At 64.2% G+C, this 21,054-nt stretch carries 19 protein-coding genes; 6 read left to right on the top strand and 13 right to left on the bottom strand.

Features of this window, described 5'->3' with window-relative positions; translation table 11 throughout:
* Positions 1 to 62: 62 nt before the first annotated feature.
* Together F2P45_RS06985 and F2P45_RS06980 are read right to left on the bottom strand one after the other, a co-directional pair.
* Positions 63 to 362 carry a DUF167 domain-containing protein gene (locus tag F2P45_RS06985; RefSeq protein ID WP_166871928.1) on the bottom strand — a complete coding sequence of 100 codons (300 nt, stop codon included), beginning with the start codon at positions 360 to 362 and terminating at the stop codon, positions 63 to 65.
* Complete coding sequence (locus F2P45_RS06980) at positions 359 to 889, bottom strand: YggT family protein (RefSeq protein ID WP_370663216.1); 531 nt, start codon at positions 887 to 889, stop codon at positions 359 to 361. The genes F2P45_RS06985 and F2P45_RS06980 overlap by 4 nt, the downstream gene beginning before the upstream one ends.
* A gap of 107 nt (positions 890 to 996) precedes the next feature.
* Between F2P45_RS06980 and F2P45_RS36735 the strand changes: the two genes are divergently transcribed.
* The 3 genes from F2P45_RS36735 to F2P45_RS06970 all read left to right on the top strand — a co-directional run bounded on the left by F2P45_RS36735 (position 997) and on the right by F2P45_RS06970 (position 2,743).
* The gene (locus F2P45_RS36735; protein WP_267877339.1) at positions 997 to 1,119 is read left to right on the top strand and encodes a hypothetical protein; all 123 of its coding nucleotides are present in this window, start codon (positions 997 to 999) and stop codon (positions 1,117 to 1,119) included.
* 74 nt (positions 1,120 to 1,193) lie between these two features.
* Entirely contained in the window at positions 1,194 to 2,225 is a 1,032-nt protein-coding gene (locus tag F2P45_RS06975) for a hypothetical protein (RefSeq protein WP_166871925.1), read from the top strand.
* 314 nt (positions 2,226 to 2,539) lie between these two features.
* Positions 2,540 to 2,743 carry a hypothetical protein gene (locus F2P45_RS06970; RefSeq protein ID WP_166871922.1) on the top strand — a complete coding sequence of 68 codons (204 nt, stop codon included), beginning with the start codon at positions 2,540 to 2,542 and terminating at the stop codon, positions 2,741 to 2,743.
* 302 nt (positions 2,744 to 3,045) lie between these two features.
* Here the strand turns inward: F2P45_RS06970 and F2P45_RS06965 are convergent, their stop codons facing one another.
* From F2P45_RS06965 to F2P45_RS06920, 10 genes are all read right to left on the bottom strand, one after another.
* A complete protein-coding gene (locus F2P45_RS06965) occupies positions 3,046 to 3,471 on the bottom strand; it encodes a hypothetical protein (RefSeq protein ID WP_166871919.1) in 426 nt (141 codons plus the stop codon).
* Between the two features lie 70 nt (positions 3,472 to 3,541).
* A complete protein-coding gene (locus tag F2P45_RS06960; RefSeq protein WP_166871916.1) occupies positions 3,542 to 4,651 on the bottom strand; it encodes a ribonucleotide-diphosphate reductase subunit beta in 1,110 nt (369 codons plus the stop codon).
* Between the two features lie 84 nt (positions 4,652 to 4,735).
* A complete protein-coding gene (locus F2P45_RS06955; protein WP_166871913.1) occupies positions 4,736 to 7,693 on the bottom strand; it encodes a ribonucleoside-diphosphate reductase subunit alpha in 2,958 nt (985 codons plus the stop codon).
* Between the two features lie 497 nt (positions 7,694 to 8,190).
* Positions 8,191 to 9,618, bottom strand: a complete 1,428-nt coding sequence (locus tag F2P45_RS06950; protein ID WP_166871910.1) for a sigma-54-dependent transcriptional regulator — start codon at positions 9,616 to 9,618, stop codon at positions 8,191 to 8,193.
* Positions 9,615 to 11,345 carry a sensor histidine kinase gene (locus F2P45_RS06945; RefSeq protein WP_166871907.1) on the bottom strand — a complete coding sequence of 577 codons (1,731 nt, stop codon included), beginning with the start codon at positions 11,343 to 11,345 and terminating at the stop codon, positions 9,615 to 9,617. Before F2P45_RS06945 ends, F2P45_RS06950 begins: the two co-directional genes overlap by 4 nt.
* Positions 11,346 to 11,348: 3 nt before the next feature.
* Positions 11,349 to 11,615, bottom strand: a complete 267-nt coding sequence (locus F2P45_RS06940; protein ID WP_166871904.1) for a PP0621 family protein — start codon at positions 11,613 to 11,615, stop codon at positions 11,349 to 11,351.
* Positions 11,612 to 12,415: a cytochrome C assembly family protein gene (locus F2P45_RS06935; RefSeq protein ID WP_166871901.1), complete on the bottom strand. Its 804-nt coding sequence runs from the start codon at positions 12,413 to 12,415 to the stop codon at positions 11,612 to 11,614. Before F2P45_RS06935 ends, F2P45_RS06940 begins: the two co-directional genes overlap by 4 nt.
* A 67-nt stretch (positions 12,416 to 12,482) precedes the next feature.
* Complete coding sequence (locus F2P45_RS06930) at positions 12,483 to 13,280, bottom strand: ABC transporter ATP-binding protein (RefSeq protein ID WP_166871897.1); 798 nt, start codon at positions 13,278 to 13,280, stop codon at positions 12,483 to 12,485.
* A 1-nt stretch (position 13,281) separates the two neighbouring features.
* Positions 13,282 to 14,097 (bottom strand): ABC transporter permease, encoded by an 816-nt coding sequence (locus F2P45_RS06925; protein ID WP_166871895.1) that lies wholly within the window; start codon positions 14,095 to 14,097, stop codon positions 13,282 to 13,284.
* A 129-nt stretch (positions 14,098 to 14,226) separates the two neighbouring features.
* Positions 14,227 to 15,213 (bottom strand): ABC transporter substrate-binding protein, encoded by a 987-nt coding sequence (locus tag F2P45_RS06920; RefSeq protein ID WP_166871892.1) that lies wholly within the window; start codon positions 15,211 to 15,213, stop codon positions 14,227 to 14,229.
* 266 nt (positions 15,214 to 15,479) lie between these two features.
* Between F2P45_RS06920 and F2P45_RS35440 the strand changes: the two genes are divergently transcribed.
* The 3 genes from F2P45_RS35440 to F2P45_RS06905 all read left to right on the top strand — a co-directional run bounded on the left by F2P45_RS35440 (position 15,480) and on the right by F2P45_RS06905 (position 19,559).
* Complete coding sequence (locus F2P45_RS35440) at positions 15,480 to 17,345, top strand: NHL repeat-containing protein (protein ID WP_187367150.1); 1,866 nt, start codon at positions 15,480 to 15,482, stop codon at positions 17,343 to 17,345.
* Between the two features lie 124 nt (positions 17,346 to 17,469).
* Entirely contained in the window at positions 17,470 to 18,840 is a 1,371-nt protein-coding gene (gene ffh, locus F2P45_RS06910; protein ID WP_166871889.1) for a signal recognition particle protein, read from the top strand.
* A gap of 305 nt (positions 18,841 to 19,145) precedes the next feature.
* On the top strand, positions 19,146 to 19,559 hold the full coding sequence (locus tag F2P45_RS06905; protein ID WP_099875175.1) for an SWIB/MDM2 domain-containing protein: 414 nt from the start codon (positions 19,146 to 19,148) through the stop codon (positions 19,557 to 19,559).
* A gap of 90 nt (positions 19,560 to 19,649) precedes the next feature.
* Here F2P45_RS06905 and F2P45_RS06900 read toward each other — a convergent pair whose 3' ends face one another.
* Positions 19,650 to 21,032 carry an alkaline phosphatase gene (locus F2P45_RS06900; RefSeq protein ID WP_166871886.1) on the bottom strand — a complete coding sequence of 461 codons (1,383 nt, stop codon included), beginning with the start codon at positions 21,030 to 21,032 and terminating at the stop codon, positions 19,650 to 19,652.
* Positions 21,033 to 21,054 lie beyond the last annotated feature (22 nt).

Below are 21,054 nucleotides of genomic sequence, written 5' to 3'. Positions count from 1 at the left end.
GCTCCGAATCGACACAAACATGTTTCGATTTGGAGCGCTGACTCCGGTTGAAATTAGTGGATTTACTTCAACAGGATCTGCGCGACCCGCTCCGGCGTCAGGCTGCCTGACACCACTTCGATCAGCTTGCGCTTGCTGGTCAGGCCGTGCGTGATCGTGAGCGCGCTTTTCGGCACGCCCAATTCTCCAGATAAATATTTGATCAAGGCCTCGTTGGCCTTGCCTTCAATCGGCTGCGCCTGCAACTTGAGCTTGAGCGCGTCGTCCAGCACGCCGATCACCTCGGTCTTCCTGGCATTCGGCGTGATCTGCACCGCCAGCCGCAGCGCGCCCGGCAAGGCCGAGCACCAGGCACGGCTCATCGCAGCCCGAACAGCATCTGCACCAGAAGATGCACGATCTTGATCAGGATCAACGCCACCATCACCGACAGGTCGATCCCGCCGATCGGCGGCACCACCTTGCGCAAGGGGCGCAGCAGCGGGTCGTTGAGGGCCTGTACGAAGGGCGCCATCGGTGCCTGCGGGTTGACCCAGCTCAGGATCACCTCGATCAACAGCGTCCCCATGAAGCCGTACAGAATCCAGGTCAGGAAGGTGTACAGGGACATCATGGCCACCAGCTCGAACGAGGCGCCAAAGAACAGGATCACCGAGGTCGCCAGTGCCACCACCAGAAAAGCGCCGATCAGGCTGGCCCAATCGTAGCCGCCCACACCGGGAATGATGCGCCGCATCGGCAGCACCATCCAATCGGTCAGGGTAAAAATGAATTGCCCGATCTGCGGCGGCGGACGCACGCGGATCGCCTGCATCCAGAACCGGAGTAACAGGACCCCGCCAAGAATGGTGGCGATGGTGTCGACGATCAACTGAACAATACTGTACACGTGCTCTCCTTAAAAAAAAACCGCTGTGTGAATCAAGTCACACAGCGGTATTTTGCCTGATCCAGGCCCAACAACCTGTTACGGACGGCTGCTGGTCGGGAATGGCCATGCTGCTGCCGGAGCCAACACAGTTTTCGCCGCTGGCGCAGGTGCCGGTGCTGCCGCTGCCGCTGGTGCGGGAGCTGCCGCTGGCTTGGCCGCGTCGGCTTTCGGTGCCGCTGCCTTTTTAGGGGCTGCCGCTTTCTTTACGGCCGGCTTGGCTGCTGCGACGGCAGGAATCGCCGCTGCTGGAGCTGGTGCTGGCTTGGCTGCTGGCGTTGCCGCAGCCTTAACCGGCTTTTTTGCTGCTGGCTTAGCCGCCACCTTTTTTGCTGCTGGCTTTGCTGCTGCTTTCGCTGCTGGCTTTGCTGCTGCTTTAGTTACTGCTGGTTTCTTGGCGGTCGACGTCGCTGCTGCTTTTTTGGCGGCTGGCTTGGCTGCGGCTTTGGTGGCTGCTGGCTTTGCTGCTGCTTTCTTGGCGACAGGTTTGGCGGCGGCTTTCTTCGCTACCGGCTTGGCTGCTGGCTTCGCTGCCGACTTGGCTGCTGGCTTGGCCGACGATTTCGCCGTGGCTTTCTTCGCTACTGGCTTGGCTGCTGCCTTGGCCGGCTTTGCTGCTGCCTTGGCTGCTGGCTTGGCTGCTGCCTTTTTAGCGACTGGCTTGGCCGTCGCTTTTGCCTTGGCTGCCGGCTTGGCTGCTGCCTTGCTTGCTGCTGGCTTGGCTGCCGCTTTTTTGGCGACTGGCTTGGCTGCCGCTTTTTTAGCGACTGGCTTGGCGGCCGACTTGGCTGCTGCTTTCTTCGCTACTGGCTTGGCTGCTGGCTTGGCTGCGGTTTTTGCCGCTGCTTTTTTCGCTACTGGCTTGGTTGCCGCTTTTTTCACTGCTGGCTTGGCTGCGGCTTTCGCTGCCGGCTTCGCTGCGGCTTTCGCTGCTGGCTTGGCTGCGGCTTTCGCTACAACTTTTTTCGCTGCAGGTTTCGCTGCGGCTTTCGCTGCCGGCTTGGCTGCGACTGCTTTAGCTGCTACTGCTTTCGCGGCGACTTTCTTCGCTGGTTTCTCGGCAGTGGCTTTCGCGACTGGTTTCTTTACTGCGGGTTTCTTAGCGGCTGTTGCCATTTGGGTTCTCCTTCATCTGCGATGGGAAAAAATCACGCTACAAGATGTAAAACCCGTCCGACCCGTAACTGGAGGTCAGGCGAATTATTCATCGGCACAAACGTGTTCGGTGTTTATGCTAATGAATTCGGCACCAGCTGAACTGCTGCAACTCCTCAAGTTTGCAGCGCTTCAGCTATAGTCGTTTCTGAAAACAGAGACGATGGATACGGTGTTCATGGTTCGCTGTCCACATCAAGAGCCCACATCCGTAAAAGAAAAAGCCGCCATGCCTGAACCGGATCAGGCAGTGCGGCTTTGTCTTTTGCAGAAGTTTAAGCGCATATCTGTTTGAATCAGCGTCCCATTTTGATCGATGATTTTGTCGTCGCGCGCGGCTTGCATCTTCGCGTTCACGTTTTGACAAATTCAATCACGTAAAGTACACGAAAACCTTGTCAGTGCGCAACCAGCACACTGTGTTTCGCTTACTTTTTTTTCGACCGCTTGCGCCTCATGCGCGTCGCGCGTTTTGAAAATCGTTTATTCGCCGTTCAACGCGGCCTCGGTTTGGTGTTTGGCGATGCGCGCCGCGACGACGCCGAGCGCGTTTTCCGAGGCATGCATTTGGCGCATTCGCCGGCGCGAATTTTCTTCTCGCGCACGCACGCCATCAGGCCCGGCCGGTTGCGCGCGGCGCTGCCCGATGCAGTGCGATGAGGCGCGCGCAAGCACGAAACGTCGTCGCGTCGCGCGCGTCACGGCGCGCCGCGCGGCGCCGTCGGCATGCGCGGCCGATCGATGAATGCGTGCGGCACGGACGCCGCGTCCGCGCCGTATCAAGCCGCCGTGCGCAGCGGCGTTTTTTCATCCGCATGGTGTCGATGAAGTCGGCCGCAAAATTGCAATGCATTGATTCGTCACGCAAAATGTTCTGATAGCGCTTCGCCGCACCCGTCATTTTGTCCCGCCATGCGCGCGCGGGAATCGGGTGAGGACCGCGTAAAAGAAGCCGCCTTCGATCATGCCGGGCAAGGCAATCGGCAAGGTCGGGCGCATCCGGGCGCGCGCCAAAGCGCGCACCGTGGAGACCGGATCGCACAGAAATCGATGAACGATATGCGCAACGCGGCGATGTCGCCGATCGGCTCAAGGCGGTTTCGGGCGCCGACAATCGCGCCTTTGCTCAGCTCCGGCGAGGTCGCGATGCGACGCTTTCGGTGCCTGCGAATGCGCTCGCGGACGGCCTGGCGCGACCGGGTTGGATGGCAATTGCGGCGCGCGATAATGCGCCGGGCGGCGCGCCAACCGGCGCGCATGAAGGCGCGCGATTTTTTTTGTGCGACGACGCGCGTCATCGTCAAACCGTTGGGATTTTTCCACAACCCGACGCCGCGCCAACGCGCCGCATGCAAAAGCCAACGCGTAAACGGACTTCGGGCGAACATCCATGTTCGCCCGAAGTGCCTCACACGATCGATGGCGCCGGCATCCTTCTCCGGCCCACCGTGCGCTCGCTTATTCCCAGTTCAAGGCGCCGCCGGTCTGGTACTCGGTCACGCGCGTCTCGAAGAAGTTGCGTTCCTTTTTCAGGTCGATCATCTCGCTCATCCACGGGAAGGGATTTTCTTCCTGGGCGAACATCGCGTCCAGGCCGATCTGCTGCGCGCGGCGGTTCGCGATGAAGCGCAGGTAACCTTTGAACATGGTGGCGTTCAGACCGAGCACGCCGCGCGGCATGGTGTCTTCGGCGTACGCATACTCCAGGTCGACCGCTTTCAGGAACAGCTGCTTGATTTCTTCCTTGAAGGCCGGGGTCCACAGCAGCGGGTTTTCCATCTTGATCGTGTTGATCAGGTCGATGCCGAAGTTGCAGTGCATCGACTCGTCGCGCAGGATGTACTGGTACTGCTCCGCCGCGCCCATCATCTTGTTCTGGCGGCCCAGCGCCAGGATCTGGGTGAAGCCGACGTAGAAGAACAGCCCTTCCATCAGGCAGGCGAACACGATCAGCGACTTCAGGAGCTTCTGGTCGTTTTCCACGGTGCCGGTGGTGAAGGCCGGATCGGTCAGCGTGTTGATGAACGGAATCAGGAACTCGTCCTTGTCGCGGATCGACTTGACTTCGTTGTAGGCGTTGAAGATCTCGCCTTCATCGAGGCCCAGCGACTCCACGATGTATTGATAGGCGTGGGTGTGGATCGCTTCTTCGAAGGCCTGGCGCAGCAGGTACTGGCGGCATTCCGGCGCCGTGATGTGGCGGTAGGTGCCGAGCACGATGTTGTTCGCGGCCAGCGAATCGGCGGTCACGAAGAAACCCAGGTTGCGTTTCACCAGGCGGCGCTCGTCGTCGGTCAGACCGTTGGGATTTTTCCACAACTCGATGTCGCGCTGCATGTTGACCTCTTGCGGCATCCAGTGATTGGCGCAACCGGCCAGGTACTTGTCCCACGCCCATTTGTACTTGAACGGGACCAGCTGGTTGACATCGGTCTTGCCGTTGATGATGCGCTTGTCGTCGGCGTGCACGCGCTTGGCGACCGATGCGGCATCGGCGGCGGGTTCGGCGCTAGGCGCCGCGGGGCGCGCGGCTGGCGCGCTGGCTGTTTCATCGTCCCAGGACAACATGGTGATTCCTCTTTTCGTCTGTGTTCAGTTCGGTCTTGCCGGAGCGCCGCAGCGCTCCTCTTGGTGTATCAGGGTTTTCAACGCTTACTGGCAGGCTTCGCATTCCTCGAAACCATCGTCGCCCGGACGCAGGTAGCACGCCGCGCCCTCTTCCTCGGCCGCCGCGGCGGCCACCGATGCCGCCGTCGCCGCGGCAGCTGCCGCCGCCGTATCGGCCGCCGCGCCCATGGCGTGGGCCGACATGCCGCCGTCCACCGCCACCGCGTTCAGCGCGCCGGTCTTGGAGGTCGATTTCTCCATGTGGGTCGCCGCGATGGTGCGCAGGTAGTAGGTGGTCTTGAGGCCGCGCAGCCAGGCCAGCTTGTAGGTTTCATCTAACTTCTTGCCGGACGCGCCAGCCATGTAGATGTTCAGCGACTGGGCCTGGTCGATCCACTTCTGGCGGCGCGATGCCGCCTCCACCAGCCAGCTCGGCGAGACTTCGAAGGCGGTGGCGTAGATGTCGCGCAGGTCTTGCGGGATGCGGTCGATCTTGGCCAGCGAGCCGTCGAAGTATTTCAGGTCGGCGATCATGACTTCGTCCCACAGGTCGCGCGCCTTGAGGTCGCGCACCAGGTACGAGTTGATCTCGGTAAATTCGCCGGACAGGTTCGACTTCACATACAGGTTCTGGAAGGTCGGTTCGATGCAGGCCGACACGCCGATGATGTTCGAAATGGTCGCGGTCGGGGCGATCGCCACGCAGTTCGAGTTGCGCATGCCGAACTGCTTGATGCGCTCGCGCACCACGGTCCAGTCCATGGCCGAGGACATGTCGACTTCCAGGTAGCCGCCGCGCTCGTCGGCCAGCAGCTTGACCGAATCCTGCGGCAGGATGCCGCGATCCCACAGCGAGCCGCTGTACGACTCGTAGCGGCCGCGCTCTTCGGCCAGCTCGGTCGAGGCCAGGTAGGCGTAGTAGCACACCGCTTCCATCGAGCGGTCGGCGAATTCAACCGCCTGGTTCGACGAGTAAGGCACGCGCATCATGTGCAGGCAATCCTGGAAGCCCATGATACCCATTCCCACCGGACGGTGGCGCATGTTCGAATTGCGGGCTTTTTCGACGGCGTAGTAATTGATATCGATGACGTTGTCGAGCATGCGCATCGCGGTGCGCACGGTCTTTTGCAGCTTGACCGGGTCCAGCTTGCCTTCTTTCATGTGCGCCGGCAAGTTCACCGAGCCCAGGTTGCAGACCGCGATTTCGGACTCGTTGGTGTTGAGGGTAATCTCGGTGCACAGGTTCGAGCTGTGGACCACGCCCACGTGTTGCTGTGGCGAACGGATGTTGCATGGGTCCTTGAAGGTGATCCATGGGTGGCCGGTTTCGAACAGCATCGACAGCATCTTGCGCCACAGGTCGAGCGCGGCGATCTTCTTGAATACGCGGATCTCGCCGGCGGCCGCTTTCGCCTCGTAGCCGGTGTAGGCCGCCTCAAAAGCCTTGCCGACCTTGTCGTGCAGGTCGGGCGTTTCGGACGGCGAGAACAGGGTCCAGTCGCCCTTTTCCATCACGCGCTTCATGAACAGGTCGGGAATCCAGTTGGCCGTGTTCATGTCGTGGGTGCGGCGGCGGTCGTCGCCGGTGTTCTTGCGCAGGTCGAGGAATTCTTCCACGTCCATGTGCCAGGTTTCCAGGTAGGCGCACACCGCGCCCTTGCGCTTGCCGCCCTGGTTGACCGCCACGGCGGTGTCGTTGACCACTTTCAGGAACGGCACCACGCCTTGCGACTTGCCGTTGGTGCCCTTGATGTGGGCGCCCAGGGCGCGCACCGGGGTCCAGTCGTTGCCCAGGCCGCCGGCGAACTTGGCCAGCAGCGCGTTTTCTTTAATCGCGTCGTAGATGCCTTCCAGGTCGTCCGAGACGGTGGTCAGGTAGCACGACGAGAGCTGCGAACGCAGGGTGCCGGCGTTGAACAGGGTCGGGGTCGAGCTCATGAAGTCGAACGACGACAGCAGGTTGTAGAACTCGACGGCGCGCGCTTCGCGGTTTTCTTCGCGCAGCGACAGGCCCATGGCCACGCGCATGTAGAACGCCTGCGGCATTTCGATGCGCACATCGCGCACGTGCAGGAAGTAGCGGTCGTACAGGGTTTGCAGGCCGATGTAGCCGAACTGCAAGTCACGGTCGGCGACCAGGGCACGGGCCAGCTTGGCCAGGTCGAAGCTGGCCAGGACCGGGTCCAGCAGCTCGTTCTCGATGCCCTTGGCGATGTATTTCGGGAAGTACTCTATATAGTGTGCGGCGGCCTGGGCTTGCGGCACTTCTTCGCAGAAGACTTCCTTGCGGATCGTGTGCAGCAGGATGCGGGCGGTGACCTGCGAGTAAGCCGGGTCCTTTTCCATCAGCGCGCGCGCAGCCAGGATGGCGGACTTGTGCAGCTCTTCGACCGGCACGCCGTCGTACAGGTTCTTGACCGTTTCGGCCAGGATGGCGTCGGCGTCGACGTGCTTTTCCAGGCCGACGCAGGCGGCGGCGATCAGGTCGCGCACCTGGTTCATGTCGAGCAGGCGGCGCTGGCCGTTCTCAAGCACGTGGATCTGGGGCGGAGTCAGATGTGCGGAGGCGCCTTGCGCCTCCTTCTGCAGGCGGCGCTCTTCCATGTGCTTGGCGCGGTACAGCACATAGGCACGCGCCACGTCGTGCTCGCCCGAACGCATCAGCGACAGTTCGACCTGGTCCTGCACGTCTTCGATGTGGAAGGTGCCGCCCGATGGCTGGCGGCGGATCAGGGCCGACACCACGTTGTCGGTCAGTTGCTCGACCAGTTCGCGCACGCGCGCGGAGCCGGCGCCCTGGCCGCCGCTCACGGCCAAAAAGGCCTTGGTGACGGCGATCGAGATCTTCGATGGTTCAAACGCGACGACGGCGCCGTTGCGGCGGATGATGCGGTAGTCGCCGCGGGCGGCGACAGCGGCGGCGCTGGTGGCTGCGGCCGGAGCGGCTGCTCCAGGTGTGACGTGCAATTGGTTAATCGAAGAATCTTGGGATGTTTGCATGTGGGACCTCCTGGAGCGGCGGGCTTTGGTCTGCCGCCGGTTGTTATCAAGTGGACGGCGTCAAGCAACCGTCCCCAATAAATGTAAAAAAACAAAAAACTACCCCGCCAGCCTGAAATCCTAGGCCGGTACCGTGATGGGCTGTGGTGGGGTCGCAGCGTTAAAAGCCGGGCTCGCCGGTACTGCCGCATGCGTATTGAGCTATCGGTAGATACGTTTCATAACCACTAGATCTAGTCAATTCATCAAATATGAGACTAATTGTAGTGCCTTGCCCGGGCTGAGGCAACTGAATTCACTTGCGATTTTTTTACCGAACACACTTGACTTTATCAGCCAAGTTGCACGCCTGCCCTTCCATTTAGCGAGTCATTTCGCATTCTTTACGTCAGCGCTACGCCGTCACGCTCCCACTTTTTACATCGCGGGGCAGCATTATAAACTGTGGGGAGAGTGGGCGTCGAAATGGGCCTCGAACGATGAGAGGGGCAAGCTGTCTACCCTTCCGGCTCCTGGATATCGAGCTTCTGCATCTGATAGCGCAGCTGCCGGAAACTGATCCCCAGCAGCACGGCCGCCTGGGTGCGGTTGAACTGGGTCTGGGTCAGCGCGCGCAAGATGATTTCGCGTTCGACCTGTTCCAGGTAATCGGGCAGGCTGCTGGGCAGCTCGGCCGGCGCGCCGGCGCCGAGCGGCGCCGCCGCCGCAAGCGCCACCGGCGGCGGCGCCGGAGCCGGCATCGCCTCGGCCGGCGCCGCCTTCTCGGCCACCCGCGCGCCCTTGAGCGACAGGTCGCCCACCTCGATCACGCCGTCATTGGCAAACGCCAGCGCCCGTTCCAGCACATTTTCCAGTTCGCGCACATTGCCCGGAAACGAATACGTGCGCAGGGTCTCCAGCACCTGCGGCCCCAGCGCGGCCGGCTTGCCCGGTCCGGCCAGGCGCGCCAGCATGCCGTTCACCAGCACGCCCAGGTCGTCGAGCCGCTCGCGCAGCGGCGGCACGCTCAGTTCGATCACATTCAAACGGTAAAACAGATCCTGCCGGAACTTGCCGGTCTCGACGCACTGGGCCAGGTTCTGGTGCGTGGCGCTGATGATGCGCACGTCGACCGGCTCCTCGCTGGTGGCCCCGATCTTGCGCACGCGCCGCTCCTGGATCGCGCGCAGCAGCTTGACCTGCATCGCCAGCGGCAGGTCGGCCACTTCGTCGAGCATCAGGGTGCCGCCGTTGGCCGCATGGAAAAAACCGTCGCGCTCGTCGGCCGCGCCGGTAAACGCGCCCTTGCGGTAGCCGAAAAACTCCGCTTCCATCAGCGCTTCGGGAATCGCGCCGCAGTTGACCGCGATGAACGGCTTGCCCGCGCGCGAACTGCGGGCGTGGATTTCGCGCGCCACCAGTTCCTTGCCGCTGCCCGACTCGCCGGTAATGGCGATCGGCGCCATCGAGCGCGCCAGCCGCTCGATCTGGCTGCGCAGCGACTGCATCACGGCCGATTCGCCGATCAGGCGCGAGGCGCTGCCGGGCGCGGCCGGGCTACCGCTGTGCGCCGACGGCGCCGACAGCCGCAAGGCCGACTGCACCATTACCCGCAAGTCGTCCAGCACCACCGGCTTGGACACGTAATCGAAGGCGCCCGCCTTGAGCGCCACCACCGCGTTTTCGGCGCTGCCGTAAGCGGTCACGACCGCGATCGGGGTCGACTTGTTGGAGGCGCCCACTTCCTGCACCAGTTCCAGGCCCAGCCCGTCGGGCAGGCGCATGTCGGTGAGAATGAGGCCGTAATCGTTCTGCGCCAGGAAGGCGCGCGCCTCGCGCAGCGTTTCGGCGCTGTCCACATCGAGCCCCATCCTGACCAGCGTGATTTCCAGCAGTTCGCGTAAATCCGCCTCGTCATCGACGACCAGTACGCGGGGTGATGTCATGTTGTTGCCTTTCTGTTAGCAGTAGCGCCGCGCGCTCCCAGCGGCTGCGCGAACGAAATCACAAAACGGCCGCTGGCCGCGCGCACGCCGAAGCCGCTGGCATCGAAGCGATATTCGTAATCGAGCATCGCCGCGTTGTTCAGACACAGCTCGCGCGCCAGGTACAGCCCCAGCCCGGTCCCCTTGCTCGACGTCGTATAAAACGGCTCGAACAGGTGGGCCCGCACTTCCGGCGTGATGCCGGGACCGTCGTCCTGCACGTGCAGCTCCATGCCGCCGGCCGCATCGGTGACGACGTAGACCCGGATACTGCCCACCCCGCCGCTGGCGTAGCGCAGCGCGTTGGTCAGCAGGTTGATCACCACTTCGCGCAGGTGCAGCGCGTCGAAACGCACCGGCACGGCGCCAGTGTTGCCTAGCCACACTATATCATCGGCAACCCCCTGGGTTTCATCAAATTCGGTCTTGAGCTCATTCAAAAAGGGGCCGAGCAACAACGGTGCGCCATTGGGCTGGACCTTGCGCGACAACTGGAGTATGTCTTCCACCATGCGGTTGACGCGCGTGACATTGTCGCCGACGATCTTGAGCAGGCGCGCCTGGCCCGGCTCGTGCAGGTCTTCGGCCAGCAGCGCGGTGGCGTGGCCGATGGCCGAGAGCGGATTGCGCACCTCGTGGGCGATGCTGGCGGTGAGCCGTCCCATCGAGGCCAGTTTCAGTTCCTGGGCCTGGTTTTCGATGGCGGTGACGTCCTGCAGGAAAATCACGCAGCGCTCGGAGGCTTCGTCGACCGTGTCCACGCGGGCGAAGCGCAGCTTGAGGTGGGCGGCCAGGTCGCGCCGTCCGCTCCAGGCGGCCGTGCCGGCGGTGCCGCCGCCGCTGTCGCGATACGGCTTGACGGTGACAAAGGCGGCGCGCGCCGCCCCGCTCGGGCTGGCCGGTCCGACCTGCTGCTGCCACTCCGAAAACGCAAACGCCACCGGTTCCAGCGCCGCCACCTCGGACAGGGCAAAGCCGCTGTCGCCGTTGGCCAGCCCCAGCATGCGCTGGGCGGCCGGGTTGCCGGCAAAGATGCGGCCGGCGCGGTCGACCACGAGAATGCCGTCGGCGACGTCGGCGATGACGATCTGGTTGATCGCCAGCTGGATCTGCAGATCGGCGCCGTGGCGCGTCGCCAGTTCTTCCTGGCGGATCAGCTTGCCGGCGAGGTGGCTGACCACCAGCACGATGGCGAAGAAGGCGCCGCCGTACAGGCCGGCCTGGGTGATCGGCATGCCGCCGATGCCCATGAACACCTGGTAGAGCGAGGCCAGCAGCAGGAACAGGGTGACCAGCGCGGCCGAAAACAGGGCCAGCACGCGCGGCGCCAGGATCGCGGCTCCGGCCAGCGGGAACAGGTACAGGATCACCAGGCTGCCGCGGCCCTCCTCGCCGGCCATGTACAGCACTGAAATGACGGCGATGTCGACCGCGATCTGGATCACCACCTGCGCCAGGAAACGGGTGCGTACGTACAGGCAGGCCAGCGCGAAGGCGCCGGCCATGACCAGGTAGGCGATGCAGGTTTCGGTATACAGATACAGGCCGGCGGTCGGCACATCGCGCCGGTCGAACATCAGGTAGGCCAGCAGCACCAGCGAAATGACGATGCGGGTGGCGGAGAGCGCCTGCAGCGAGCGCCAGAATGTCTCGCGCGACTCGGCCGACAAGCCGCTCCAGAACGGCATCGGTCAGGCCGGCGGCAGATTGACGTGCTCGGGGCTGCAGTACGCGCGGCCGTTGGCCGTGACCGCTTCCGACTCCGGGAAATACACATGGCAGTGCGCGCACTCGACGGTGGCGCCCAGTTCGCGCATCAAAGGCGCCCGCGGCCCGGCGCCCGGATGGCCCGGGTGGCCGGGCGGCGGCGTCATTTCGCGCAGCTTGCCGCGAATCTTGCTGCGAATGGCGGCGATGACCAGCACGACCAGCGCGATCCAGAACAGAATGCGCATCATGCCAGCCCCCGGTGCAAAATCACTTCAAGAACGAAACGGCTGCCGACATAGGCCAGCACCAGGGTGGCGAAACCGGCCAGGGTGAAGCGCAGCGCGGTCTTGCCGCGCCAGCCGCGCCAGCGCCGTCCGGCCAGCAGCGCGGCGAACAGGAACCACGACAGCAGCGCGAACACGCTCTTGTGATCCCACTTGAGCACGGTGCCGAACAACTGCTCGGAGAACACGATCCCCGACAGCACGGTCAGGCTGAGCAGCACGAAGCCGATCCAGATCAGGCGAAACAGCAGTTTTTCCATGGTCAAGAGGGCCGGCAACTGGTCGAGCGCCGTGGCCAGCCAGCCGGCCTTCGGGTTGCGCGCATGCAGCCGTGTTTCCTGCAGGGCCATCAGGACCGCGTGGAAGGCGGCAATCGTCAAGGTGCTGTAGGCCAGGATGGCGACCGCGATATGCCAGCCGAAGGCCGGCGCGCGCCCTTCGAGCAGCAACACGCTGCCCGGGAACACGGCCGGCAGCAGCGCGGCGGCGGCGGCGCACGGCATCACCAGGCGGCGCAGGCCGTCGAGCGCGAAATTGCGGTTTTCGATCCAGTAGGCCGCCACCGAGATCCACAGCGCGGCCGAAATCATCAGCGCGAAGCCGATCCGCACGCTGCCGGGCGCCATCATGTCGAGCCACAGGGCGGCGCCGTGCAGCAGCCAGGCCCCGGCCGTGACGGCCGAAATGAGCGAACCCCGGGGCGAGGGAAGAAGGGCGCACACCGCGTACAGCAGCGCCGCTGCGATAAGTAAGTAAGTCTGCATGCTGCAAGTTTACACTATCAGGGCGTGCTGGCGGGGACGGCGTGCCGACGGCCCCGCCCGCGCCATCCTAATCGCCGGCCGCCATGCGCAACTCGTCGTTGTGGTGGCGCTGCTGTTCCTCCATCACCAGCAGGCCCAGTTCGCGCTTGAGGGCATTGAAGGCGGGCGCGGAGGGGTCGCGCGGGCGCGCCAGATCGACCGCCACATCGCGCTTGACCGTGCCGGGCCGGTAGGTCATCACCACGATCCGGTCGGCCAGGTAGATCGCTTCTTCGATGCTGTGCGTGACGAACAGGATGGTCTTGCCGGTGTCCGCCCAGATGCGCAGCAATTCGTCCTGCAGATTGCGCCGCGTCAGGGCGTCGAGCGCGCCGAACGGCTCGTCCATCAGCATGATCGGCGAGTCCAGCGCCAGCACGCGCGCAATGGCCACGCGCTGGCGCATCCCGCCCGACAGGTCCTTCGGATAGCGCTGGCGAAAATCGGTCAGCGCCAGCGTCTCGAGCAGCGCGCCGATGGTCGCCGCGATGGCCGCCTTGCCAAGCCCCTTGATGTGCAGGCCGAAGGCGATGTTCTGCTCGACCGTCATCCACGGGAACAGCGCGTACTCCTGGAACACCATGCCGCGCTCCGGCCCCGGCCCGGTCACTTCGCGCGCGCCGGTGCGGATCGACCCGCGCGTGGGCGGCGCAAACCCGGCCACGGCGTTGAGCAGGGTCGACTTGCCGCAGCCCGACGGCCCCAGCAGGCAGGTGAATTGCCCGGCCGGGATGGTCAGGCTGATGCCGCGCAGCGCGACGAGCTCGCGCCCGGCGCTGCCGAAGACCTTGTCGACGCCCTCGATATGGATCGGCGCTGCGCTCATCTCAGTTCTCCAGGCCGCGGTGCCAGCGCAGCAGATAGTTGTTCAGGCGGTCCATGCCGGCGTCGATCGCCAGCCCCAGCATGCCGATGCTGATCATCCCGGCCATGATCTTGTCGGACCAAAAATACTCGCGCGCTTCCAGGATGCGGAAACCCAGGCCATTGTTCACCGCGATCATTTCGGACACGATCACCACGATGAAGGCGGTGCCGATCCCGATCCGCACGCCCGACAGAATATAGGGCACGGCGGCCGGCAGGATCACGCGCAGGAACAGGGTGTGGCCGCTGGCGCCCAGGTTGCGCGCGGCGCGCAGGTAGATGGCGTCGACCTGGCGCACCCCGGCGATGGTATTGATCAGCACCGGAAAGAACGCCCCCAGCGCGATCAGGAACACGGCCGGCGGGTTGCCCAGCCCGAACCACAGGATGGCCAGCGGAATGTAGGCGATCGGCGGAATCGGGCGCAGCAGCTGCACCAGCGGGTTGAGCCAGGCGTACACGCGCGCGTTCGCGCCCATCGCCAGCCCGAGCGGCAGCGCCAGCCCGGCCCCGATGGCAAAGCCGAGCAGCACCCGCACCATGCTGGTGAGCGCATCGACCATCAGCTCGCCCGAAAAGGCCCAGGCCAGCCAGCTGCCGTCCGCGTACGGCTGCAGCGGCAGCAGGTACTCGATCCACTTGCGCAGCACCGCCAGCGGCGACGGCAAGACCTGCGGATTGACCAGCCCGCGCAGCGCCGCCAGCTGCCAGAGGCCGATCACCAGCACCGGCACCACCAGGCCGATGCCCCTCTCGCGTAAGCGCCTGCTGTCCATGCCGCCTCCGGATCGGGTTGTCGGATGCCAGTTACCGCGCGCCTGCTACCGCGCGCCTGCTACCGCGCGCCTGCTACCGCGCGCCTGCTACCGCGCGCCTGCTACCGCGCGCCTGCTACCGCGCGCCTGCTAGCGCACGCCCGCGCTTTTCTTGGCCGCCTCGAGCAGGTCGATGCGCACCCAGTCGCTCGCCCTTGGCGGGCGCACCATCCGTCCCACCCCGGTCTTGACCATGGTGTCGGTGGTGATCTGGATATGCGCGGCCGTCACATCGAACGAATACGGCGAATTGGCGATCGCGTCCTCGAAGTCGTCCTTGCTGATCTGGCCCTTGAAGATGGTCTCGCGCACATATTTTTCGGCCACTGCGGGCTCGCTGATGAAGGTGCGCGTGGCCTGCACGAAGCAGCGCATGAATTTTTCGGCCAGCGCCCGCTTGCCGCTGTAGAACGCTTCGGTCATCACCAGGGTGCGCACCGGCTCGCCGATCGGGGTATCGTAGGGTTTCAGCACTTCAACCCCGAAACCCTTGTTGATGGCTTGCGAGGATTGCGGTTCGGACTGCATCATGGCGTCGATGTCGCCGCCCATCAGCGCCTGATTCAGGTCGGCGAACGGCAGGTAAATCAGCTGCACATCCTTGCCGGGCGCACTGTCGGCGCTCATGCCGTGCTGTTGCAGTTCGGCCATCAGCAGCACTTCCTGGATGCCGCCGCGCGTCACGCCCACCTTCTTGCCCTTGAGCTCGCGCATGCCCTTCACGCCCAGGCCGTGGCGCGCCACCAGGCGCGCGCCGCCCCTGGCGAAACCGGCCACCACCACGATCGGCGCACCGCTGGCGCGGCCCGAAATGGCCGCCTCGGACGCGGTCGCCCCCACATCGAGTTCGCCGGCGATGATCGCCTGCATCACGTCGAGCCCCTTGGCGAAAATTTTCTCTTCAACCTTGATGCCGCAGGCGGGCGCGATTTCCTTGATGTACGCGACGGCGCCGAAATGCGCGAACTTGAGGTTGCCGAGTCGAACCACCTCCTGCGCCTGGGTGGCGGCGCCGGCGCACAGCGCCGCCAGTACCAGGGTGGTGCGGACGATCTTGCCAATATGCTTGCCTGTCATGCCAATCTCCGGTCAATGCTGCAGAGTCGATGGGGAGCGGGGTCGATTGCTTTAGAGAAAGGTATCGCGACAAACCCGCGCAGTCCCACGACTGGCGCAAGCTTTGTGCGGAAAAACCAGGCAGGCGCATGAGAAAGAGACAGTGGTACCCATATTGCATACGCAGGCGCGGCAGAGCGGGCAATACAACAGTTCCGCACACTCCGTTACATATTGGAAAACATTAACTGAATATAATGAACAAACTTTCCAGAGAGGATTACGCCATGACTGTACGCACTTTCCAACTACGCCGCATGACGCTCCAGATGGGCGCCGCGGCATTGCTGGCCGCCTGTGGCGGCGGCGGCGACGGCGACTCCACCCCGACACCCACCCCGGCGCCAACGCCGCCGGGCCCACCGCCGGCGCCCGCCCCGGTGCCCGAGCTGACCCTGATCGCCGGCGAGCACGGCAACACCGGGCGCGCCGACGGCGTCGGCGCGGATGCCCGTTTCAGCCGCATCTACGATGCCGACATCGACAGCAAGGGCACGATCTATGTCAGCGAGCCAAAGAGCCTGGGCAGCGGCGCCGACTATTACTATGGCTATGCGGTGCGCAGCGTGGAGCGCAACGGCACGGTGCGCACCATGTACCTGAACCCGTTCGACGATCGACTCGACGCCATCCACAACTATGACGGCCCGCGCCTGTCCGTCGACGCCCGCGACCAGGTGTATTGCACGGTCCTGAGCCAGACCGTCCTGCTGGGCAAGGACGGCACGGCGACGCCCCTGCCCTTCGCCCGCGGTGGCGGACGCATGCTCACCAGCGCCGCCGGCATCGGTTACCGCATTACCCCGCATCAGATTGTGCGCATCGAGGCCGACGGCAAGGAGACCGCGCTGGCCGGATGCGAGCAATATGCCGTCCCGAACGCTGGCGAGGTCAGCTCGCCCCAGCGCCCGTGCGCCACGGAAGGCCCGGGCCTGGGCGTGAGCATCGAGTGGATCCGGGTCGACACCGTCACGCTCGACCCCGCCGGCAACCTGTACTTTGCCGATGAGACGCGGATCCGCAAGGTCACGCCGCAAGGCATGGTCAGCACGGTGGCCGGGGTCGACTGGACGCCCGTGCGCGACAGCGCGCGCGACGGCAAAGGCGACGCCGCGCGCTTCGCCAATCCGGCCAGCATGGTGTACCACGACGGCCAGCTGCTGGTGATCGACAATTTTGCGCTGCGCCGGGTCAGCCTGGACGGCGTCGTCACCACCAGCGCGATCACCTTGCCGGAAGCACGCACCCTGCTGGCCGACCGCGAGGGAACCATGTACGTGGTGTTCAACCAGCATATCTCCGTGCTCGGCGCGGACGGCAAGTTGACCTTGTTTGCCGGCAAACCCAATCTGTCGGAGACGGCGGTCGACGGCACCGGCGCGGCGGCGCGCCTGCGCGGCCCGCATGGGCTGGCGGTCACGCCGTCCGGCACCCTGTACGCCATCGAGCGGCCCCTGCTGCGCCACGAAAACATCGGCGCCTTTCCCGCCAGCGGCATCCACCTGCGCAAGATCGCGCCCGACGGCAGCGTCACCACCCTGTTCCGGGCCGGCGGCATCGCCAGCGGGATCGCCGCCGACAAGGCCGGCAATATCTATATCTCGACCGTGGCCAGCTACCTCGAAGCAACGCCGTCCGGGCAAGAAATCGTCATGCTCAACCCGCAGGGCGAATGGAGTGCGTATGTCGGCACCACCGGCGGCGGCATCGGCAGGGGCGCCATCTTCCAGGCGCCCTACATTCTCGGTTTCGACAAGGTGGGCGACCTGTATGTCCAGGATGCGCACAAGGTCGTGCGGCGCGTGACGCCTGAGCGCCATGTCATCCCCGTCACAAGCGGGGTACCGCCCGACGTCGGCGCGGCCTTCGACGACGCCGGCAACCGCTATGTGACCGACGCCGCCGCCAACACGGTCACCCGCATCACGCCGGCGGGCGTATCGACCATCGTGGCCGGCAAGGCCGGGCCGGCGCTCGCCATCCCCGGCGCCGCCCCGGTCACGCTGGACAATCCGAGGAACATCGTGCGGATCGGCGCCAACAGCTACGCGCTGATCTCGGGCAACGCCATCGTCAAGCTGAGCTTGCCGTAAAACGGCGCGCGCGCAGCCTTCCCAAGACCGGCCCGGCGCCGGTCTTTTTTCCTTTGGACATAGGGTAAAATGACGCCACAACCGGCGCGTGCCGGCATCGCCCTATATATTAGTCAGGTCTGCCATGCTAGATAACTTAACCCAACGCCTTGCCAAGGTCGTCAAGACCATGCGCGGTGAGGCGCGTCTGACCGAATCGAATACCGCCGAGATGCTGCGCGAAGTGCGCCTGGCCCTGCTCGAAGCCGACGTGGCCCTGCCCGCCGTGCGCGAGTTCATCAGCCGGGTCAAGGAAAAAGCCCTCGGCGAAGAAGTATTGGCCTCGCTCAGCCCGGGCCAGGCCCTGGTCGGCGTGGTCCAGCGCGAGCTGGGCGCGCTGATGGGCGCCGATCTGGGTCCCGAAGCGTCGCAGCTGAGCTTTGCCCAGCAGCCGCCGGCGATCATCCTGATGGCCGGCCTGCAGGGTGTGGGTAAAACCACCACCGTCGGCAAACTGGCCAAGTACCTCAAGGAAGAGAAAAAGAAGAAGGTCCTGACCGTCTCGGCCGACGTGTACCGTCCGGCCGCGATCGCCCAGCTCGAATCGGTGACCAGGCAGGTCGGCGCCGACTTCTTCCCGTCCGCCGCCACCGACAAGCCGGTCGACATCGCCCTGGCCGCGCTCGACTGGGCCAGGAAGCACTACCACGATGTGCTGATCATCGACACCGCCGGCCGTTTGGGCATCGACGAAGCGATGATGCAGGAGATCTCCGCCGTGCATGCGGCGGTCAACCCGATCGAAACCCTGTTCGTGGTCGACGCCATGCTGGGCCAGGATGCGATCAACACCGCCAAGGCCTTTAACGACGCGCTGCCGCTGACCGGCATCGTGCTCACCAAGCTCGATGGCGACTCGCGCGGCGGCGCGGCGCTGTCGGTGCGCCACATTACCGGTAAACCCATCAAGTTTGCCGGCGTGTCCGAAAAACTCGACGGCCTCGAAGCCTTCGACGCCCAGCGCATGGCCAACCGTATCCTGGGCATGGGCGACATCCTGGCGCTGGTCGAAGAAGCGCGCAAGGGCGTCGACAGCAAGGCCGCCGCCGATCTGGCCAACAAGATCAAGGTCGGCGGCCGTTTCGACATGAACGACTTCAAGTCGCAGCTGGGCCAGATGAAGAAAATGGGCGGCATGTCGAGTTTGATCGACAAATTGCCGGCCCAGTTCCAGCAGGCCGCCGGCGGCGCCAACATGGACCAGGCCGACAAGCAGGTGCGGCGCATGGTCGGCATCATCGACTCGATGACGCCGCAGGAGCGCGCCAAGCCGGAACTGATCAAGGCCACGCGCAAGCGCCGCATCGCCGCCGGGGCCGGCGTGCAGGTGCAGGAAGTAAACCGCATGCTGGCGCAATACGACCAGATGCAGGCCATGATGAAGAAATTCAAAGGCGGCGGCATGATGAAAATGATGCGCTCGATGAAGGGCATGATGCCGGGCGGGATGCGCTAAGCATTCTGCCGCTACCGACTGTTCGCGCCAGCCCCGGACCGTCAAACCGTCGCCCCCGCGACGGCGGGGGCCCAAGTTGGCTGCTCAGCGAAGAACTTGGCCCCCCGCCTGCGCGGGGGCGACGGTTCAACGGTTCTTCTCCTCGATCCAGCAAAATCGGCCTTCTCGGGCCATCGTTCCGCCTTTTCCCTATGAAAACGCCGAAAAATTCTTGAAAAACACTTGCGTCATCGGTAAATCCCCACCAATATAAGCCGTGCGATGAATTGCGCAATTTCCCATGTGTTCGTTAAGGAGGCTTGAAGATGGCAACAGCCAAAAAAACCCCAGCAGCAGCGCCAGCAAAAAAGGCCGCCGCAGCTAAGCCAGCCGCAGCGGCAAAGCCGGCAGCAGCGAAGAAAGCCGCTCCAGCGAAAGCTGCGGCAGCACCAAAAGCAGCAGCCGCAAAAAAACCTGCAGCAGCCCCACGCAAGCCGAACGCCGCCTTCATGAAGGCGATGACTCCGTCCGCCGTCCTGGCAGCCGTGGTTGGCGCAACGCCGCTGCCGCGCACCGAAGTGACCAAGAAAGTCTGGGACTACATCAAGAAGCTCGATCTGCAAGACGCGGCCAACCGCCGCATGATCAATGCTGACGACAAGCTCAAAGCAGTCTTCGGCGGCAAAGCGCAGGTCTCGATGTTCGAAATGACGAAACTCATTTCCGACCATCTGAAATAAAAACCAGTTCGCCTGTCCAAGCCGGATTACAAAAAGCCCCGTTCTCGCGAACGGGGCTTTTTGTTTGGGCGACGCGTTTCAAGCAGCTGCTTAAAAGCCGAAGGCCGCCTTCATCAGGTGGAACACCCTGGTGTTTTCCATGGTTCCCTTGAACACCCCCGCGCCGGCGCCGCTGGCGAACAGCTTCACGTCGCCGCCGCCGTGGGTCTCGCCTTTCAGGCGCACCCCGGTCTCCTGGTGGTAGTCATCGGCCTGCGCCTGCGCGCTGTCGACATCGGCCCGTTGATGCGGGCGGTTCGGGCCATTGCCGAACACCAGCGCGGTATAGGTCTTGCCATCGGCATCGCGCGCCGGCGCGCCATCGTCCACATTGCGCACGATATCGAGGATCGAGCTGCCGCGTTTGGCGTAACCGTTCATCACGATCGTGTGATCGTGGTCGGCGGTGACCACCAGCAGCGTATTGCGCAGGCCCGGATCGAGCGCCTCCATCTTCTCGAGCGCCGTCCTGATGGCCTCGTCGAAGTCGACCGTCTCGGCCAGCGCGTTCTTCACATTGGTATCGTGCAGCGCATGATCGATCTTGCCGCCTTCGACCATCAGGAAAAAGCCCTTCGGGTTGGGCGCCAGCAGGTCGATCGCCTTGGACGTCATCTGCGCCAGGGCCGGCTGGCCGGCGCGCCGCGCCAGCGCGTAGTCGAGATGGCTCACATCGCTGTAAATACCCACGAATTTCTTGCCCGGCGGCGCCGCCCGCATCTGGTCCGCGTCGGCGGCGACCGTGTAGCCGCGCGCCGCCAATTCGGCCATCAGATCGCGTCCGTCGGCGCGGCCCTTGGAATTATGCGCCGCGTCGAACGGCGTGAAGTGATTGCGCCCGCCGCCCATCAGCACATCGACGCCATCCATCAAGGCCGGGTTGTAGCCGGCGCCGCCCGGCACCACCTGCGCCGCGATCTGGTACGCCATGTCGCGGTCGCACACATGCGAGAAGGTCGACGCCGGCGTGGCGTGGGTCAGCTCCGTGGTCGTGATCGAGCCCACCGACTTGCCGGCCGCCTTGGCCAGTTCGAGGATGGTGGCCGCCGCGCGCCCGTTCCCGGCCGGGCAGGCGTCGATGCTGGCATTGCCGTTGGCATCCTTGCGCGGCCCGAAGGGCTTGGCGTCGGCCATCGAAATCACATCGTTATTGATCTTGATGCCGGTCATGTAGGAACCCATCGACGGCGCGCTGTCGGTGGTCTGGGCATCGTTCGAATAGGTCTTGATGCGCGCCGAATGCGGCATGCGCTCGAAGTGGAGCAAGCCCTCCTCCTTGTAGCGGTAGATGCGCGCGGCGGTGATGGTGGTCGGCCCCATGCCGTCGCCGAGGAAGAAGAGGATGTTCCTGGCGGGCGGCGCGGCGAAGGCCAGGGATGGCGCCAGCGCGCACGAAGCGGCCAGCAGGAGCGATGGAAAACGGGATAGCGTCATGGTGACTCTCATAATGGTGACG

It is taken from the genome of Massilia mucilaginosa (assembly GCF_011682145.1).
Lineage (GTDB): Bacteria > Pseudomonadota > Gammaproteobacteria > Burkholderiales > Burkholderiaceae_D > Telluria_A > Telluria_A mucilaginosa.
This window is presented reverse-complemented; position numbering and strand designations above follow the sequence as displayed.

Coding starts and splice junctions, on each gene's coding strand:
- ffh (WP_166871889.1), top strand. CDS start 17,470: ATGCTAGATAACTTAACCCAACGCCTTGCCAAGGTCGTCAAGACCATG.
- F2P45_RS06985 (WP_166871928.1), bottom strand. CDS start 362: ATGAGCCGTGCCTGGTGCTCGGCCTTGCCGGGCGCGCTGCGGCTGGCG.
- F2P45_RS36735 (WP_267877339.1), top strand. CDS start 997: ATGCTGCTGCCGGAGCCAACACAGTTTTCGCCGCTGGCGCAGGTGCCG.
- F2P45_RS06940 (WP_166871904.1), bottom strand. CDS start 11,615: ATGATGCGCATTCTGTTCTGGATCGCGCTGGTCGTGCTGGTCATCGCC.
- F2P45_RS06955 (WP_166871913.1), bottom strand. CDS start 7,693: ATGCAAACATCCCAAGATTCTTCGATTAACCAATTGCACGTCACACCT.
- F2P45_RS06945 (WP_166871907.1), bottom strand. CDS start 11,345: ATGCCGTTCTGGAGCGGCTTGTCGGCCGAGTCGCGCGAGACATTCTGG.
- F2P45_RS06935 (WP_166871901.1), bottom strand. CDS start 12,415: ATGCAGACTTACTTACTTATCGCAGCGGCGCTGCTGTACGCGGTGTGC.
- F2P45_RS06950 (WP_166871910.1), bottom strand. CDS start 9,618: ATGACATCACCCCGCGTACTGGTCGTCGATGACGAGGCGGATTTACGC.
- F2P45_RS06970 (WP_166871922.1), top strand. CDS start 2,540: ATGCGCGTCGCGCGTTTTGAAAATCGTTTATTCGCCGTTCAACGCGGC.
- F2P45_RS06905 (WP_099875175.1), top strand. CDS start 19,146: ATGGCAACAGCCAAAAAAACCCCAGCAGCAGCGCCAGCAAAAAAGGCC.
- F2P45_RS06920 (WP_166871892.1), bottom strand. CDS start 15,213: ATGACAGGCAAGCATATTGGCAAGATCGTCCGCACCACCCTGGTACTG.
- F2P45_RS06930 (WP_166871897.1), bottom strand. CDS start 13,280: ATGAGCGCAGCGCCGATCCATATCGAGGGCGTCGACAAGGTCTTCGGC.
- F2P45_RS06965 (WP_166871919.1), bottom strand. CDS start 3,471: ATGTTCGCCCGAAGTCCGTTTACGCGTTGGCTTTTGCATGCGGCGCGT.
- F2P45_RS06925 (WP_166871895.1), bottom strand. CDS start 14,097: ATGGACAGCAGGCGCTTACGCGAGAGGGGCATCGGCCTGGTGGTGCCG.
- F2P45_RS06960 (WP_166871916.1), bottom strand. CDS start 4,651: ATGTTGTCCTGGGACGATGAAACAGCCAGCGCGCCAGCCGCGCGCCCC.
- F2P45_RS35440 (WP_187367150.1), top strand. CDS start 15,480: ATGACTGTACGCACTTTCCAACTACGCCGCATGACGCTCCAGATGGGC.
- F2P45_RS06900 (WP_166871886.1), bottom strand. CDS start 21,032: ATGACGCTATCCCGTTTTCCATCGCTCCTGCTGGCCGCTTCGTGCGCG.